Genomic DNA, 16,012 nt, shown 5'->3' with positions numbered 1-16,012 from the left:
CAATTTGTGATTCTTCCGTCATGCCGGACTAGATCCGGCATCCAGCCGCCGCGCGTCTGCGCGGCGTCAAGACTTCTTTTCAGCCCAAGGACTTGGGCTGGCTGGACCCCGGCTCCGGGGCCGGGGGTGACGGAGTGTGGATGCAACCGGCCTGTTAAATCTCCACCATTACGCATCTTCCTTTACCGGGGGCTTCGCATCGCCGTAATAGGCCGAGAATTTCTCGTGATAATGCTCCGAACCGCCGGGGCCGGCATAACGCTGCAATTCCGTCATGTCGGTCTTGTTCAGCACGATGCCGAGCGTCTTGTTGGCGATCTGCGGTTCGTTGGCCATCAGGTTCTGCACCATCTGGATCGGCGTCTTGCCCCATTCGGTGACGAAGACGAAACCGTCCACCTGCGGCGCAAAGGCCTTGGCGTCGATGACGGGAACCACCGGTGCAAGGTCGACGATGATGTAATCGCAGGCCTCGCGAGCGGAGTCGATGAATTTGCGCATGCCGGAGGAAGACAGCAGCTCGCTCGAATGGGCGAACTGGTTGCTGGTTGAAACCGGCAGGATGCCCATTTTCGTGCGCGTATCCACCTTCACCGCCTGCGTCCAAGGGATTTCGTCGAGGACGACCTCCACCAGACCGGCGGATTGCCGTGTCGTCAGCATGCGGCTGAGGCCGGGATTGCGGATATCTGCATCCACCACCAGCGTGCGCTTGCCGGTGGAGGCGATCAGTCCGGCGAGATTGAGCGCCACGACCGACTTGCCTTCGTTCGGCAGGCAGGAAATGACGCCGATGACCCGGCACTGGCGTTCCTGAATGACGACATCTGCCGTGAGTTTCACGTTGCGCAGCGTTTCCGCAAAGCTGGAGCGCGGGCTGTCGACGGCAAGGCGCAGCATTTTCTGGAACGAGACCTGTCCGCTTTCGTCAAGCGTGGCGTTCTCGCCGCCGGGGGTGGCGGCGCTGTTGCCCGCCTTGGCGTTTTCCACGCCCCTTTCACCGATGAAGGGCAGGTAACCGAGAAAACGCATGCGCAGATTGTCACGCACGTCATTGCCGGTGTGGAAGAAACGATCCCGGAATTCGAGAAGCGCTGCGATACCGCCGCCGAGCATCAGGCCAAGAACGACCGAAAGCGCCATGGTCATGGTCTTTTTCGGGCTGGAAGGCGATGTCGGCAGGCCCGCTTCGGAGATGATGCGCGCCTTGGCGATGGGCAGCGACTGCTTCTGGGAAGCCTCCTCGAAGCGGCCGAGATAGGACTGGTAGAGGGTGCGCAGCGCCGTCGCCCGCTGCTCGAGTTCGCGCAGCTGCACCATGGTGATGTTGGCTTCGGAATTGCGGCCTGCCACCCGGTCGATATTGTCGCGCAGCGACTGAACGCGGGAATTTGTGACGTCGTATTCGTTCTTCAGGCTGCCGGTAAGCTGCTGCAGTTCCTGATAGATCTGCCGCGAAACCTCTTTCTTCTCGGCGTCCAGCGCAACCGCCTGCGGATGGTCGGCGCCGAATTGCTGGACGATGCCCTGCTGCCGGTCGGAAATGGTGATGTAGCGTTTGCGCAGATCCTGAATGACCGAATTATCGGTATCGCGGGCCGAAACGACGGCATTGTCCACGGCCGCATCCGGTCCCCGGTCGATGATCGATTTATACTGGTTGTAACGGGCAGAGGCCGTCGCGGCATCGGCCTGCGCGGCGATAAGCTGGCCGTTCAGGTCGGCAAGCTGGCCTTCGGACATCAGCTCGCCGCGCGAGGAGACGATGTTGTTGTCCGACTTGAATTTCTGCACCGCCAGTTCAGCCGCCTGGGCGCGCTGGTTCAGGTCCGTCATACGTTCCTGCAACCAGACGGAGGCGCGCTCGCTGGCGTCGAAATTGGCGTTCAGCTGTTCGGTAAGATAAGCCTGCGCATAGGTCTTGGCGATCTGCGCGGCAAGCTGGCGGTCGGTCGAGCGGGTGGAAATGGCGATGACCGAGCTGCGGCCGACACGTTCCACCGTCAGCGACTGCTGCAGAACGGCGGCGGCCTTTTCGCGGCGTCCGGCGCGGATTGCGGCTTCGGAGACCGGCGGATCGCCCGGCAGGACGAGATCGAGAATGCCGCGCACGGAGGATTTGACGAGTTCGACCGGCGACATCGGCGGATTGACGATGGTGTCGTTCTCATCGAGCCTGGCCTTGTCGACCACGGTCAGCGCCATTTCCTTGGATTTCAAAATTTCCACGGCGCTGGCGATGCGGTTGTCGACGATCTGCGCGGCGGGCACCGGCGATTCCTCTTCCGCATAACGGGAAAGGCTTTCATCCAGGAGCACCTGCGTCATTGCGGTGTAAACGGGGGTCGCAAGCACCAGATAAAGGCCGGCCAGAACCACGGCGGCAATGACGGAGGCGGCAATGACATTGGCGCGACGCACCACGGCGGCCCACAGGCGGTCGAGGTCGATGAACGTGTCCGAATCCTTGCCGGACTCCGGAAAACCGATATTGGATTTAAAGGTCTTGTGGTGCATGGACCTACCTTGTGAATTAAAATGGTACGCGGGAAGCCGAACAATACTCGCCTTCCCGCCCCCCGTTATTGGTGCGCCGGCCGCCTCCCCGGCGGCGCGATTAAAGTCAGGCCGCCTGGACGCGGCTTTCGTGGTTCGCAACCAGTTCCTTCACCGAAGCGAGAACCTGGGCTTCCATGTCGGCGCGCAGCAGCGAGAAGGCGACGTTGGCGGCGATGAAGCCCTGCTTGCTGCCGCAGTCGAAGGTGCGACCGCTATATTTCTGCGCATGGAAAGACTGCTTTTCGGCAAGCCGCTTCATGCCGTCGGTCAGCTGGATTTCATTGCCCGCGCCGCGCTCCTGCTTGGCGAGAATATCGAAGATTTCCGGCTGCAGGATATAACGGCCATTCAGGTAATAATTCGAAGGCGCCTTGGATGGTTCCGGCTTTTCGACCATTTCGGTGACGGCGAAGCCATGATTGACCTTCTGGCCGACGCCGACGACGCCATAGGACGACACTTCTTCCGGCAGGCATTCCTCGACACCGAGAATATTGCCGCCAACTTCGTCATAAAGCTCCATCAGGCCAGCGATGCAGCCGCGTGCGCCGTAGGAAACCATGTCAGGCAGAAGCAGCGCGAAAGGTTCCTTGCCCACCAGTTCACGCGCGCACCAAACGGCGTGGCCGAGACCGAGCGGCACCTGCTGGCGCGTATAGCTGACAGTGCCGGCAACCGGCAGCATCTTTTCAAGCTGCAATACCTGCACGGTCTTGCCGGAGCGGGTGAGCGTGTTGATGAGTTCCGGCGCGCTGTCGAAATAGTCTTCGATGGCGGTCTTGTTGCGGCTCGTCACGAAAATAATGTGTTCGATACCGGCCTGCATGGCCTCGTCAACGGCATACTGCACGACCGGACGGTCGACAATCGTCAGCATTTCCTTCGGCATCGCCTTGGTGGCGGGCAAAAACCGCGTGCCGTTGCCAGCTACGGGAATGACGGCTTTTCTGACAGTTTTGTTCAGGTCCATCGCGTTCTCCTTCATCAAGGTTTGATCTGTCCCCAGTCCCCGCGCAGATTTCGTCCACGCGCAAATTTCACGAAATCTGTCTTTTCACCCCAGTATTTGCCGGGGGCGCAAACATCGCGTCCCGCAGCCTCCTCAGCCGTACTGCAATGGGCATTCTTAAGTGCCCCAGTACGGCAGGATCCCTTATCGTGGTCTTCAAGGCGCCGAGTACCGAACGGCTCTTGATGTTTTCCACCAATGTCAAAAAATTATGCGCCAGCCGCAGGCTGCGGGCTCTCGCCTGCTGCGCATCCATGGCGGCGGGCAGCAATGTGTAATGGCTCAGGAATTCCTGATCCGCCCGCATCATCGCTTCGACGTGATGAAGTTCGAGCACGCGCGAAATCGAGCCTTCGCGGATATTGTAGACATAACCCGGCTTCGGTTCGATGACGCAGAGGCCGCCGGCGGCGAGCGCCGAGGCGAGCAGGATATAATCCTCGCCGATGCGGATATCCTCGCGGAAGCGCAGTCCCTCGACATTGAGGAAATCGCGCCGGAACATCGGTTTCATATAGCCGAAATTGAAGGTGGCGCGGAAAAGAATGTTGGAGGAAATGAAGTCCTCCAGCGTGAGAACCGGCCGTTCCTCCAGAAATTCTTCCGGAAACATCGTCTCCATCGGCCTGCCGTCGGTATAGACGACATCGAGATTATCGACCGCAATCGCCGCGTTGGCGGCTTCCGCCCGGCACATCATGCAGGCGGAGCGTTCCGGGCGAATGACATCGTCGGAATCGAGCACGGCGATCCAGCGTCCTGTCGCGGCTTCGATGCCGGCATTGCGCGCACCGCCAGGACCGAGATTTTCGGCAAGAGCAAGCAGGCGGACGCGCGGATCGATGGCGGCGATACCTTCCACGAGCGCAATGGTGTCATCTGCGGAGCGGTCGTCGACGACGATCACTTCCAGCGTCACACCCTGTTGGTCGAGCGCGCTTTGAATGGCGGCTTCAATCGTATCGGCGGCATTATAGGCGGCGATGACGAAGCTGATATCGGGCGGCAAGGCAAGGTTTTCCATTAGGTTGCCTCCACCGCGCCATACTGGCGGATTTCACGCACGCCGAAAGCGCCGCTCATCGAGCCCATATGCAATGCACCGCGCAGCGCATAACGGTTGCGGCGCACGGCGTTGAAACCGTTCAAGGCGGCGAAGACGGCGCAATACAGCACTTTCGATCCCGCTTTCATCACCTGCACCACGCGGCGTATACCGGGTTTCCTGTCCGCCAGCACGCGGCCGTGGGTCTGGCCGGAGCGGAAGCGGCGTTTGGCAAGCCACATGAAGCTTGCACGATTTTCCGGCACCGGTTCGGACAGCATGGCATCTTCCGCAAAGACGATACGCCCACCGGCGGCGTGAAGATGCGAGAAGAAATGGGTGTCTTCGCCGCCGCTCTGGCCGAGCGCCAGCGCGAAGCGCCGGCCCTTCACCGAGGGCGCATCCATCTTGAGCAATGTGTTGCAGGTATAGCCGGTGATGATCTCGCCATTGACCCAGACCGGAACGGTCGAGTGGAAATCGCCGCGTTTCATCCAGCCCGGCGCATTGTCCCGGTAAACCGCCGTCACAGGCCCGAGAACGGCTTCCGCACCTGTCTCGTCGGCCTTTTCCAGAAGGGCGGAGAGCCAGTGCGGCGGGGCGGTCTCGTCATCGTCGATGAAGGCCAGATAATCCGCCCTGCATTCTGACAGGCAGGCATTGCGGGCAATCGAAATATTCGATTTCGGGCAATGCACATAGGTAATCTCGAATGGTGCTGTTTCGCGCAGGCGGTCCACACTGGCCTTGGCGCTCGGCTCCTCGTCATTATCCGCAACGATCAGCCGAACTTTCACGCCTTCCGGCACGTCCAGCTCGAAGAGTGACAGAAGTGTGGCGACGAGTGCGGGGCGTCTGTAGGTGCAGATGCCGATATCTACGGTTCTCGAATCATCGGTGCGGGTGACGGTGTTGTCGGTCATGAAACAGCCTTTCTTCCCCGGAATTTCAGGAGTTCCAGCCAGAAGCCGGTGGACCAGGCCAGATGCATCACCATTGCCGAAAAGGCGGCGAGCGGGCCGTATGGGTTTTTCTGACCTATTGCCATCCACAAGCCATAACCCACACATGCGGCGATCCAGAGGCCGAGCGGAATAAGTGCCGCCCAATGCACAAGCGACAGCAGCGCGAGGATGAAAACCGGCAGCACGGCGAGCGGGATCATCTGGCGGATTTTCGGGATGGAGCGATGTTTCAGGAGGTTCTTCGCCCGGCCGCGGCCATAGGCGAGATATTGCCTGAACAGCGGCATGACGCTCGCGCGCGGATAATAGGTCATGCGGGTCTTGTCGGTCATCCAGATGCGGAAACCGGATTTGCGCAGCCGGAAATCCAGTTCGGCATCCTCATTATGGCTGAAGCTCTCATCATAACCGCCGACCGCGTCGAAAGCGGCGATCCGCATCAGCGCGTGGTGGCCATGGTCGATCCAGTGGCCTTTCGCGCCTTCGCGGTGCTTGGAGCCGCCATTGCCGAGCTTGGAATTCTGGGCGATGGCCGTCGCCTTTTGAAACAGACCGTGGCCGACCGTATCCATGGCGACGACGACGGAATCCGCACCGATGCGCTCCGCATCCTCGATCAGCCGCTGGCAATAATCATCGGGATAATCGCCATGGGCGTCGATGCGGACGAGGTAATCGAAATCCTCGCCGAAGGTGGCGACGGCAAGGTTGATGCCGGCGCTCTGGATGCGCTTCGGATTGGGAAGAAGCGTCACGCGGTCATCCGTCGCCGCAAAGGCGGAAACGATATCGCGGGTTCCATCCGTGCTGCCGCCATCGGCAACCACGATGCGGAAGAGACGCCCCTGCATCGCACCGGTGAATTTGACAAGCAGCCCCTCGATTGTCTTCGCCTCATTGAGGCAGGGAATGACGATCAGCGTTCTGATGCCGGAATGACCAAGACCTTCCATGATTTGCCCCCTACGCACTACACGGGTGAAAACTGCGCTTCGCGGGCATGGCCGGAAGCGGATTTGGCGAGAGAGGACAAGTGCTGCACCAGCTGACGGCAATCGTCGCGGTCCGTCAGCCATTGTTTCCTGTCGAGCGCCGAGAGGGTGTTGAAGGCGTCCGCATAGGTTTGCGGGTTCATCCAGTTAAACAGCGCGGTGAGATCCTCAGCGCCGGCATTTTGCAGGACGAAGCCGATATCGCGCTTTTCGATGAAGCGTGCGGTTTCCGTGCCGGCCAGCGCAATCGGCAGGGTGCCATAAAGGCAGCCTTCGTAAAGCCTGTTGGGCAACAGCCAGCTGGAATTCTGGCCTTCCTCGAAAAAGTCGATCGCCCAGGTGAACTGCACCTCGTTATAGATCGCGGCAAGGTCTTCGGGGTTCTTGTAAGGCCCATGGAAATGGACATGCGGAGCGGCAGCCACGAAGCCGTCGAAATCGGCAAATTCCGAATAGGCCGGCCGGCCGCGCAGGATGATTTCGACCTTGCCCTCCATTCGACGGGCAAATTCGGCGAGGATTTCCAGCGACTTGCGGCAGCGAAGCGCGCCGAACCAGCCAATTTTCCACGGTTCGCCGGGGGCGGGTGCGCGTGGCTGCGGCGTGGCGGCAACGGTGGCGTCGAGCGCCAGCACCTTGTTTTCCTGCAACAGGACGGGAAGGTCCAGGCCTGACACGGGCTTGAAATAATGCTCCACGAAGGCCGGAGAGCTGGTGATAAGCAGCTTGGCGTCGCGTGCGAAATAACGCTGGGCGGCATTCAGCAGCTGTCCGGGCTTGCCCGTATTGAGAAGCAGGCGGTGAATGTCGAGACATTCATAAACCAGCGCCGGCTGCCCGGCATAGATCGACATGGCCCGTTTTGCCAGAGCGAGCATTTCCAGATTTCTGGCAAGAATGACATCAGGGGCGGGGATACCGTTCAGGGTCTTGCCCAGCGAGAGGCTGGCTTTCGCCACCGCCGCCATGCGCTGCAGAAACTGCCGGTCGGCGGTTTCCCCGAGCACGACGGGTACGACGCCTTCAATCTCTGCCAGCCGGTTCTGTCCGCGCCGGAAGCCCGCCAGTTTCACCCGCGCCCCACCCGCAAGCAGGGTCAGCACCCGCCGACGAATGGCGGGGTCCGACAGATCATGCGCGAGATATAGAACATGGGTCATGCAAGGGTCCGGTTGGTTCATGCGTCAGAGACGCCGCGGATGACGGTTTGGTTCAAAAAAATCAGTTGAGGGCGCAGGCAATGGATTCCGGGAACTGGCATTTGTCGCCGAGCGCCGTGAAGGCAAACCGGTCAACGATCATTTGCGTTGCGCCGGCATAGGAAAAGGCGCCCATCCAGTCCTTCAGCGTGTCGGTGCCCCACAGGCTGAAGAAAATCTTCTGGGCATTCTGAGGAATTTTCGACTCGTCCGTCACTTCATGGACGAGCTTGCCGTTGACGTAATAACGCAGGCGCTGCGGTTCCCAGACGAAGGCGTAATCGTTGAAGCCGGCATCGGCTCCGCCTTCCACCGGCACCAGCTTCTCATTGCCGCCCTTGGCGGAAATATACTGGTTGAGCTGCACCTTGCCGGTGTTCTTGCCCAGAACCTCGAAGTCGATTTCATCGTGCGGCTTCTTGTCGGTCGGGCCGATATAGGTGAAGAAGGCGGAGTTGAGGCCCGAGCCGGTGGCGGCCTTCATGCGTGCTTCATAGGTGCCGTAGCGATAGCGCCCCTTGGTCTGGATTTCACCACAGGCGAATTTGCGGTCTCCGGCCTTGGCTTCTTCGAAACCGAGTGTCAGCTGGCCGTTTTCCACCGTCGCCAGTTTCTTCGACCAGGTGCAGTTCTGATGCGCGCCATTGTTCCAGCCGTCGGACACGTACCAGAAGCTTCTGTCCATGGAATCGAAGTTCTCGATGAAGGATGCGCCATTGCCTTCCTGTGCCTGGCCGGGCGTCGCAAAGGGGGCGGCCAGAAGGGCCGCGGCGAGAAGAATGCGTGTCTGAACGCGGGTGACAAATGTTGTCATTGGTTCACCTCTGTCGTTGCGAATAAAGCGTTTCGGATGTCGGTGGGCCGATCATGGCGGCCCGTTTTGCCGCAAAATCGGCCTTCGTCTTGCCTTTGCCGCTGCGGCTTCCGGTCAGCACGGCATAGACGGCCGGCAGGTATTTGCGGGTCTGGGCATTGCTGATCACCAGAATGACGAAGGCGGAAAGCGTCGCGCTGATATAAAAAGCAGGGTAGAAATCCGGCCCGCCCTTGTTCCACACCATCCACATGATGACGAGCAGCGGATAATGGGCGCAGAAAATCCAGAAGCTCAGGCTTCCGGTTTCGGCAAGCCGCTGGCCAAGCCGGCTGCGGATCAACAGGGCGGAAGACGCCCAGAAACCGAGCGCGCCGAAGACGGCAAGCAGATTGCGCGACATGTTGAGCCAGAAGGTGAATTCCGGGCCAGTGAAATAAAGTCCTGTCGCCAATATGGCAGAGGCGGCGAAGGTCAGCGCCATGATCGGCACGGCATAGGGGTCGAGCGCCTTGACGTCGACGCGGTGGAGCGCGAGCGCAATGCCGAGCGAGAAGCTGAAAAGAATGGATTTCTTCTGGACGATGAAAATCGTCAGGTCAGGCATGGCGGTGATGAAAAGCAGGATGGCGAGCGTCGGCAGGGCGAAACGGCGCATCAGAAAGGCGAGCACCGGCGACAGCAGGATGCAGACGAAGAGGTCGCGCAGGAAATAAAGCGGCACATTCACCGGCAGCTCCTCAAGCGCCGTTCCATGGCTGATGATTTCACGCGGGCTGGCGTTCCACAGATCGGGGAAATATCCCACGCCGACATCGAAGAGCTGGATCAGCAATACGGCCGCAAACAGCGCGCCATTCCACAGAAGGAAAGGCAGCAGCACGGTTTTCGACTTGGAGCGGATCGTCGCCGGATAATCGAAACCGCTCATGCCGCGGCGAAACAGCAGGTAACCGGAAATGGCGCTGAGACAGGGCACGCCGATGCGAAACAGCGCATCGCCCAGAAAAACCCGCAGCCAGTCGAAGAAGCCGTAAAGGCCGAGAAAAGGGCTGGTTTCGGCATCGTGCGGCACATGGACGAACACGATCCCGGAGATCAGCAATATGCGCATCAAATTGATACGGGAGGATAGGTTCTGATCGACAGTCACATCAGTCACCCCTATTGGGCGGCGTCCACCCACGCCGCGTTGCAACCAGAGCGAACTTAAGCCCGCACTGGAAAGTCTGGTTTCGACTTTGGGATAAAATGTGGCGACGCGGGAAAAACACAAGATTAGATTTTGCGGGTGAATGTCTGGCGTTAACGCCATTCCGGCGGCTATAAAAAATCAACCAATTGGAATTGCTTTATTTTATACAAATTCCCGCATCGTTAAAAATCGCTGAAGCGTGCGAAATTGTCATTTGTCGTGATGTTGCGCTGCAAAAAGCGTGCCTGCACGCCCTTGCCGCGGCGAATGAAATCACCGCGGAAAAGCCGGTTCACGGCGGAAATGAGGCGCGTTTTTTTATGAATTTCCTAACCCTGGGTTGCGGCGTCGCGCATCCGCCGCGACTTTACCATCCCCAGGATTTTCCCCAGCAGCGCCCGTTCGGTCAGCAGGATCAGCACCGCATAGATGAGCCCGCCGACGGCAGCGCCGATGAGGACCTGAAGCGTGGCATTGGGAACGCGCTCAGCCAGAAGGTGAAGCAGATAACGCACCGAAACGGCCATCACCAGCGCCGCGATCATCGGCCGGCTGCTGACATAGAGGCCACGGAAAAATGGCGTGTCGCTTGCCTTGAATACGGCCCATGAATAGGCGACCAGCGTTACCGCATTGACGATGCAGAGCCACACCATCGCGTCGATCAGGGTGCCATAAAGCGCGGCAAGCCAGACCGCGACGGTGGTGACGATGGCGCGGATCGTTGCCGACCAGAACAGCACGCGGCCGTAACCTGCCCCCTTCAGATAGGGGATGAAGGTGCTGCATGGCGTCAGAATGGCCTTCGACAGGGCGAGCAGACCGAGGACCGGCCAGGCATAGGCCCAGTTCTGCCCGAAGATGACAAGCATGGCCGGCTCCGCCACGGCCCAGAGGCCGAACATCATCGGCGCCAGGAGCACGGTCAGCACCTGCGTACTGAACATCAGCGCATCGCGCCGGCGCTGCGGATCGTCCATCATGCGGCTGAAGGCGGGAAACAGGACACCCATGACGGCCGACAGAACCACCTGATTGGGAATGCTGGCAAAGCGGTTGGAGGCGGAATAGGCGCCGGCATCCGCCAGACCCAGGTGTCGGGCAATGACCACCATCGGCGACTGAAAGGTAACGAAATTGGCGATTTCCGAGCCCATCAGCCCCGAACTGAAGCCGAGAAGCGGCACCAGCCGGCGCGGTTTCATGACGAAGCGCGGGCAATAGCGCGAAACGGCATAAAGCCCGACAAGCCGGATGAGGGCTGCGGCAAAAAGCTGGATGATCAGCGCCCAGACGCCGAAGCCCATGAAGGCGAGCGCGACGGCGACGATGGCCGCAATGCTTTCCGACGCCATGCTCCAAAGCGCGTCCTTGCTGAAATTCATGCGCCGGGCGAGCAGCGAATAGGCGACATCGCCGGCAAGCTGCAGCGGAATGAGGAAGGCCATGATGCGCAGCAGGTAAGCGCTTTCCACCGCGCCCAGCAGCCCGCCGAAAAATTCCGCGAAGATGTAGAGGACGGCGGCCATGGTGCAGGAGATGGCGAGATTGGCCCAGAAGACGGTATGGATCGTTTCCATATCCTCTTCCTTTTCGACGATGAGGGCAGAGGTCAGCCCCGCGCCGGCGATCATCGTCAGGAACTGTACAACCGTTAGTCCTACCGCCACCACCCCGAATTCCTCCGGGGAAAGTAGTCTTGCGAGAATTGGGACCGTGACAAATTTAAGCCCGAATGTCCCTGTTTTTGATAAAACGCTCCAGCCGACATTCGTGGTGATGGTCTTTACATTTGGCGCTGGGGGCATACAAGCATCCTGTTTCTGGAGGCCGGCGGGAGGAAAGCCGGTTGGGAGTTGCCGATACCATCGGGGCCGCTTTTAGGATCGGGCCCGACACTTCTTGATCAACGCAAGGGGCGAAACAATGGCAAGATTTACTGTCGTCATTCCCTACTACCAAAAGCAGCACGGTGTCTTGGGACGTGCACTCGCATCGGTTTTTGCGCAGACTTACCAGGATTTCGATCTTGTCATCGTCGATGACGAATCGCCATACCCGATCGATCAGGAACTTGCGGAACTTTCGCAGGGGGAGAAAGACCGGATTCTCGTCATTAAACAGGCCAATGCCGGCCCGGGCGGCGCCCGCAACACCGGTCTGGACAATGTGCCTGACGGCACCGACTATGTCGCCTTTCTTGATTCCGACGATATCTGGACACCCGATCATCTGCAGAATGCGGCCTTTGCGCTTCAGACCTATGGCGGCGAGTGCTACTGGGCATCCATGCAGGCAAGTGACGAATTTTATTACCATTTCGCCATTTCCGAGCTGGAGAAGAATGAGGGTGCGGCACGGCTTTCCGAGAAGCCGCTGGTGATCGAACTGCCGGATCTGGCAAGTGTGATGCTGCGCAACTGGAGCTTCCTGCATCTCTCCTGCATGGTGATCGGCCGTCCTCTTTTTGAGAAAATCCGCTTTGACCCGGCGCTTCGTCTGGCGGCGGAAGATGTGCTGTTTTTCTGCGATTCCATCCTCGCATCGAAGCGCACGCTTCTCTGTGACGACGCCGGCGCGATGCGCGGCATGGGGGTCAATATCTTCCACAGCATCGACAATACCTCGCCGGAGTTCCTGCGCCAGCAGTTCAATACCTGGGTGGCGCTCGACACTTTGGAAGGGCGTTTTTCACGCCGGCCGGACGATGTCGCCTCCATCGCTTCCTATAAAAACACGGCGCGCAAACAGGCGCTGTGGAGCCAGGCGGGCAATCTGAAACGGCGCAAGGCGCCAGAATTCGGGCTGCTCCTGAAATGGGCGATGCGCGATCCGGCACTGCTGCGCGCCGCGTTTGAACTCGGTGCTGGAAAAATCGTCCGCTCCAGATGAGCGAATTCTCGCCCGCAAGAATTTATATGTTTTTTCACCCAGGAGTGACCTCATGAAACCTTACCACTGGGAATCTCATCACGGAAATTTCGGTGACGATCTCAACCTGTGGCTGTGGGATTTTCTGCTTCCGGGCCTGCGCGATGTGCATGACGACGTCATGCTCGTCGGCGTCGGCACCGTGCTGAACGATGTTCTTTTGCCCGCAAAGCAGCGCAAGCTGGTGATCGGCAGCGGTTATGGTTATGGCGCGGTGCCGGATACCAGCACCGAGTTCTGGGATATTCGCTGCGTGCGCGGCGAAAAAACCGCCGCCAAGCTGGGGCTCGCGCCCGAAAAGGGCATTGTCGACCCGGCCGTCATGGTCACCGAGATGCCTGATTTCAAAGGCCTGCCGAAGCTCTACAAGAAGACCTTCGTTCCGCACTGGGAATCGGCGGAATTCGGCATGTGGGAAACCGTTTGCGAACCGGCGGGGCTGACCTATCTCGACCCGCGCGGCGAGGCGAAAGCGGTGATCCGCGCCATCGCCCAATCGGAATTCATCGTGGCCGAATCCATGCACGGCGCAATCCTTGCCGATGCCTTCCGCGTGCCATGGGTCGCGGTCAGTACCTCGCCTTCGATCAACAGCTTCAAATGGAGCGACTGGGCCGGCAGCGTGGGTGTCGACTATCAGCCGCGCTATGTGCCGGTTTCGACCCGCGCCGAGGCGGCGAAAAAGGGCTCGCGCTTCTGGGGCATGAGCTTCCCGCCGCCGCCCGGCCCCGTCATTGCCGAGACGGGTTCCGTTCCGGCGCATGAGGGCGCGGCGCATGAGGGTGACGTGCTGGTGCGGCCGCAGGAAACGCAATCCCGGTCGTTGCGCAAATTGGCCAAGCAGGTGCTGGCCGCGCCTTCCACGCTGGCGCTCTGGCAGGCAAGCCGCGCGGAGCCGCGTCTCAGCCCGGATGGCCGGCTGGAAGAGCGCAAGGAGCGCTTTGCCGCCGTTCTGGAAACGGTGAAGCGGGATTATCTCTGAGGGTCTAACATAGTCTGCGGCGGTGCTTCCTTTCGCGCCGCGGATAAAGTGCAGCGGCACCTATGCGTTTGGCAAAAGCAGAGAATCCGCAGGCCGTCACCCCGGACTTGATCCGGGGTCCAGCGCGATCAAGTCATTGATCGCGAAAGACTCTTGCACGGCGCAGACGCGCCGTGGCTGGATGCCGGATCATCCTCGGGCTTGTTCCGGGGACCGGCATGACGGAAGCGGGAAAGGCGGACTTGTCGCGGTTCTTGCGGCAGTGGATCTGCCCTTATGAAACCGGCGTACCGTCCAGCAGATAACGCACATCCCGCACCGGCGGCGATTTACGGAACCGGGCGGTCTTGTCGCTCCAGATGCCGCGCGTGATGGCGGGCAGGGCGGGGAGCCGCGCAAGGGCATGGCTCAGCGCGCCGCCCATGCCCTTCTGCTTTTTCGCATCGAGAAAATGGCGAAGCTCGAATTTGGCGCGGATGTGTTTTTCATGTTCGCGCAGGATCGCCGTTTCCTCTGCCGAAAGCCGGCAGCCGGCGAGAATGGCCTTGTCCGCCTCATATAAGCGGCGAAGATCTTCGGTGCGATGGCGGCCGCTCAGCGAGTTGCCGCGCACGATCGCGCCGTAACCGCAATGGCGGATGACCTTGTAACGCGCGCCGGCGGCCAGCGCCCGCACGTAAAGCTCGTAATCTTCACCGAGCCGCAGGCCGTCATCGTAACGCAGCGCATGTTTGTCGAGAAAAGCGCGGCGTATGACCGGCTTCAGAAACCCGGTTTCCCCGCGTTCGACGCCGGGCCTAGAAATATTGCCTTCCACGAATTCCGTGAGCGAGAGAAACCGCGCCTGCGGCTCGAAGCGGGCCGGCTGCATGGAGGATGCGCCGGGGACCGATTGCTGGATGAAGGCGATATTGTCGGCCACCAGATCCCAGTCGTCATCGGCCAGCATGGCGGCGAAACGACCCCGGAAAAAGAAGTCGTCTGCGTCGAGAATGCTGATGAGCGGCGCCGATGAAATCGAGATGGCGTGGTTGCGCGCAGCCGAAGGGCCTCGATTGACCTCGAATCGCACGACCCGCAGACGGCCCGTGCCGTCATCCGCCGCATGCGCCACATCGCTCGTCGTGTCGGTGGAACCATCGTCGATCACCACGACTTCGCCGACCTCCGGCTCCACAAGGGCGGAACGTATGGCGATATCGATCGTTTCGGATGCATTTTTCGCAGCGATGATGACGCAAATGGGCTGTGAACCGCTCACCATGTATTGTCCTTCTGCTTTGACCAACCGTCAGGATTTGGCCAGCAGAAAGTGTCACGGGTATGGATGCAAGCGATTTTTTTGCGACGCAATAAATGAAGCTGCGTGAAGGCTCACATATCGGTCAGTTTTGCACCGTGCGGCGGCGGGCTTTTTACCGCGTCCGCCTGCATTGCCTCGGCGCCACGGTCCCGCGCGAAGGTTTCGCGCATCCGCCGCTTTTCCCGGGCGACCAGGACGAGAATCCCAATAAAATAACCGACTTGCAGAATGACCGCGCAGATGAGGGTCTGGATGAATGCCGTATAGAACGAGCCGTGAATGAAATATGTCGCAACCGCAAAGGTAAGCAATGCACCGATCATGCTGAAAAAAACACGAGGTGCATACATGGTGCTCTCCTCCCGAGAACGATTTCTCCATTTTTGACTGCGCTGCGGCATTTTTCTTCTTTGCAAGAAATATACGATGAGACCGGTGCTGTTTCAACACACATATACTTCTTCTAACGGTTGCGGCATGAAATTTCGGTAATCTTGATTGGTAAATTCCTCGGTAATCGATGACTTCCCCCAAACGGGGCTGCCTTGCCAGGCGATTTCCTGCTTTTGAGAGGCGTAAAATCGTTCTCTTGCGGCCATTGTCGGCTGTCTTACGCCCTCTGCAGACTTCGTTAACCATCTCGCCTTTAAAAAGTCGGTATTGATTCCTCAGCAAGAGCAAGGTGCCCGCGTGACAACGAGTTCAGAAGTAATCGCCTTTCCGGCAAAGAACCGTATTGCCGACGTAAAAAGATGTGCAACCATGCTCGACCGGCTGCATGGTGTGGAGGCGAATGATTTCTGGCGCAGGGAGTGCCGCGAGCTGGCCGCCCGTCTGACGGCGCTTGGCTATGAGGACGCCGCCATGCGGCGTGAGGTCATGGAATTTCAAAACGCGGTGCAGGCGGAATTGTGGGCGGGCGATGCCACGCCAGAGGCACGCCGCGACAGCCATTGAGGCCTCAGCGTTTTCCATAAAAAAGCCGGCAGGTGTCAAACCTGCCGGCTTTTTTGTTCAT

14 protein-coding genes are annotated in these 16,012 nt (G+C 59.6%); 3 read left to right on the top strand and 11 right to left on the bottom strand.

The features are described 5' to 3' along the window. Window positions 1-168 precede the first annotated feature (168 nt). From ACIK7D_RS20105 to ACIK7D_RS20065, 9 genes are all read right to left on the bottom strand, one after another. Window positions 169-2,517 carry a polysaccharide biosynthesis tyrosine autokinase gene (locus ACIK7D_RS20105; RefSeq protein ID WP_080819926.1) on the bottom strand — a complete coding sequence of 783 codons (2,349 nt, stop codon included), beginning with the start codon at window positions 2,515-2,517 and terminating at the stop codon, window positions 169-171. A gap of 106 nt (window positions 2,518-2,623) precedes the next feature. Next, complete coding sequence (locus tag ACIK7D_RS20100; protein WP_026363575.1) at window positions 2,624-3,529, bottom strand: UTP--glucose-1-phosphate uridylyltransferase; 906 nt, start codon at window positions 3,527-3,529, stop codon at window positions 2,624-2,626. Window positions 3,530-3,596: 67 nt separating this feature from the next. After that, window positions 3,597-4,592, bottom strand: a complete 996-nt coding sequence (locus ACIK7D_RS20095) for a glycosyltransferase family 2 protein (RefSeq protein ID WP_400157188.1) — start codon at window positions 4,590-4,592, stop codon at window positions 3,597-3,599. Next, window positions 4,592-5,536, bottom strand: a complete 945-nt coding sequence (locus ACIK7D_RS20090; RefSeq protein WP_400157187.1) for a glycosyltransferase — start codon at window positions 5,534-5,536, stop codon at window positions 4,592-4,594. Before ACIK7D_RS20090 ends, ACIK7D_RS20095 begins: the two co-directional genes overlap by 1 nt. Then, a complete protein-coding gene (locus ACIK7D_RS20085; protein WP_400157186.1) occupies window positions 5,533-6,531 on the bottom strand; it encodes a glycosyltransferase family 2 protein in 999 nt (332 codons plus the stop codon). The genes ACIK7D_RS20090 and ACIK7D_RS20085 overlap by 4 nt, the downstream gene beginning before the upstream one ends. A gap of 17 nt (window positions 6,532-6,548) precedes the next feature. After that, entirely contained in the window at window positions 6,549-7,730 is a 1,182-nt protein-coding gene (locus ACIK7D_RS20080; RefSeq protein WP_400157185.1) for a glycosyl transferase family 1, read from the bottom strand. Window positions 7,731-7,791: 61 nt separating this feature from the next. Further along, window positions 7,792-8,583 (bottom strand): glycoside hydrolase family 16 protein, encoded by a 792-nt coding sequence (locus ACIK7D_RS20075; RefSeq protein WP_400157184.1) that lies wholly within the window; start codon window positions 8,581-8,583, stop codon window positions 7,792-7,794. Between the two features lie 4 nt (window positions 8,584-8,587). Then, window positions 8,588-9,736 (bottom strand): acyltransferase, encoded by a 1,149-nt coding sequence (locus ACIK7D_RS20070; RefSeq protein ID WP_400157183.1) that lies wholly within the window; start codon window positions 9,734-9,736, stop codon window positions 8,588-8,590. Between the two features lie 371 nt (window positions 9,737-10,107). After that, entirely contained in the window at window positions 10,108-11,586 is a 1,479-nt protein-coding gene (locus tag ACIK7D_RS20065) for a lipopolysaccharide biosynthesis protein (RefSeq protein WP_400157182.1), read from the bottom strand. 118 nt (window positions 11,587-11,704) lie between these two features. Here ACIK7D_RS20065 and ACIK7D_RS20060 point away from each other — a divergent pair, with 118 nt between their 5' ends. Next, complete coding sequence (locus ACIK7D_RS20060) at window positions 11,705-12,670, top strand: glycosyltransferase family A protein (RefSeq protein WP_059755880.1); 966 nt, start codon at window positions 11,705-11,707, stop codon at window positions 12,668-12,670. Between the two features lie 52 nt (window positions 12,671-12,722). Continuing rightward, a complete protein-coding gene (locus ACIK7D_RS20055; RefSeq protein WP_400157181.1) occupies window positions 12,723-13,691 on the top strand; it encodes a polysaccharide pyruvyl transferase family protein in 969 nt (322 codons plus the stop codon). 274 nt (window positions 13,692-13,965) lie between these two features. Here the strand turns inward: ACIK7D_RS20055 and ACIK7D_RS20050 are convergent, their stop codons facing one another. Both ACIK7D_RS20050 and ACIK7D_RS20045 read right to left on the bottom strand, forming a co-directional pair. Then, window positions 13,966-14,955, bottom strand: coding sequence for a glycosyltransferase family 2 protein (locus ACIK7D_RS20050; protein ID WP_142781002.1), 990 nt, complete (start codon window positions 14,953-14,955; stop codon window positions 13,966-13,968). A 110-nt stretch (window positions 14,956-15,065) separates the two neighbouring features. Further along, on the bottom strand, window positions 15,066-15,344 hold the full coding sequence (locus ACIK7D_RS20045) for an exopolysaccharide production repressor protein (RefSeq protein WP_080819945.1): 279 nt from the start codon (window positions 15,342-15,344) through the stop codon (window positions 15,066-15,068). A gap of 340 nt (window positions 15,345-15,684) precedes the next feature. Here ACIK7D_RS20045 and ACIK7D_RS20040 point away from each other — a divergent pair, with 340 nt between their 5' ends. After that, window positions 15,685-15,951 carry a DUF6074 family protein gene (locus tag ACIK7D_RS20040; protein ID WP_077984785.1) on the top strand — a complete coding sequence of 89 codons (267 nt, stop codon included), beginning with the start codon at window positions 15,685-15,687 and terminating at the stop codon, window positions 15,949-15,951. Window positions 15,952-16,012: the final 61 nt, after the last annotated feature.

The sequence above is a fragment of the Agrobacterium sp. P15N1-A genome (genome assembly GCF_044626815.1).
In the GTDB taxonomy this organism is placed as follows: Bacteria; Pseudomonadota; Alphaproteobacteria; order Rhizobiales; family Rhizobiaceae; genus Agrobacterium; species Agrobacterium leguminum.
The sequence above is the reverse complement of the archived record's forward strand: the minus strand, read 5'-3'. Positions and strand labels throughout refer to the sequence as shown.

Bases quoted from the DNA above. Each gene is read 5' to 3' on its own strand.
- ACIK7D_RS20105 (WP_080819926.1), bottom strand. From the start codon at position 2,517: ATGCACCACAAGACCTTTAAATCCAATATCGGTTTTCCGGAGTCCGGC.
- ACIK7D_RS20100 (WP_026363575.1), bottom strand. From the start codon at position 3,529: ATGGACCTGAACAAAACTGTCAGAAAAGCCGTCATTCCCGTAGCTGGC.
- ACIK7D_RS20095 (WP_400157188.1), bottom strand. From the start codon at position 4,592: ATGGAAAACCTTGCCTTGCCGCCCGATATCAGCTTCGTCATCGCCGCC.
- ACIK7D_RS20090 (WP_400157187.1), bottom strand. From the start codon at position 5,536: ATGACCGACAACACCGTCACCCGCACCGATGATTCGAGAACCGTAGAT.
- ACIK7D_RS20085 (WP_400157186.1), bottom strand. From the start codon at position 6,531: ATGGAAGGTCTTGGTCATTCCGGCATCAGAACGCTGATCGTCATTCCC.
- ACIK7D_RS20080 (WP_400157185.1), bottom strand. From the start codon at position 7,730: ATGACCCATGTTCTATATCTCGCGCATGATCTGTCGGACCCCGCCATT.
- ACIK7D_RS20075 (WP_400157184.1), bottom strand. From the start codon at position 8,583: ATGACAACATTTGTCACCCGCGTTCAGACACGCATTCTTCTCGCCGCG.
- ACIK7D_RS20065 (WP_400157182.1), bottom strand. From the start codon at position 11,586: ATGCCCCCAGCGCCAAATGTAAAGACCATCACCACGAATGTCGGCTGG.
- ACIK7D_RS20060 (WP_059755880.1), top strand. From the start codon at position 11,705: ATGGCAAGATTTACTGTCGTCATTCCCTACTACCAAAAGCAGCACGGT.
- ACIK7D_RS20055 (WP_400157181.1), top strand. From the start codon at position 12,723: ATGAAACCTTACCACTGGGAATCTCATCACGGAAATTTCGGTGACGAT.
- ACIK7D_RS20050 (WP_142781002.1), bottom strand. From the start codon at position 14,955: ATGGTGAGCGGTTCACAGCCCATTTGCGTCATCATCGCTGCGAAAAAT.
- ACIK7D_RS20045 (WP_080819945.1), bottom strand. From the start codon at position 15,344: ATGTATGCACCTCGTGTTTTTTTCAGCATGATCGGTGCATTGCTTACC.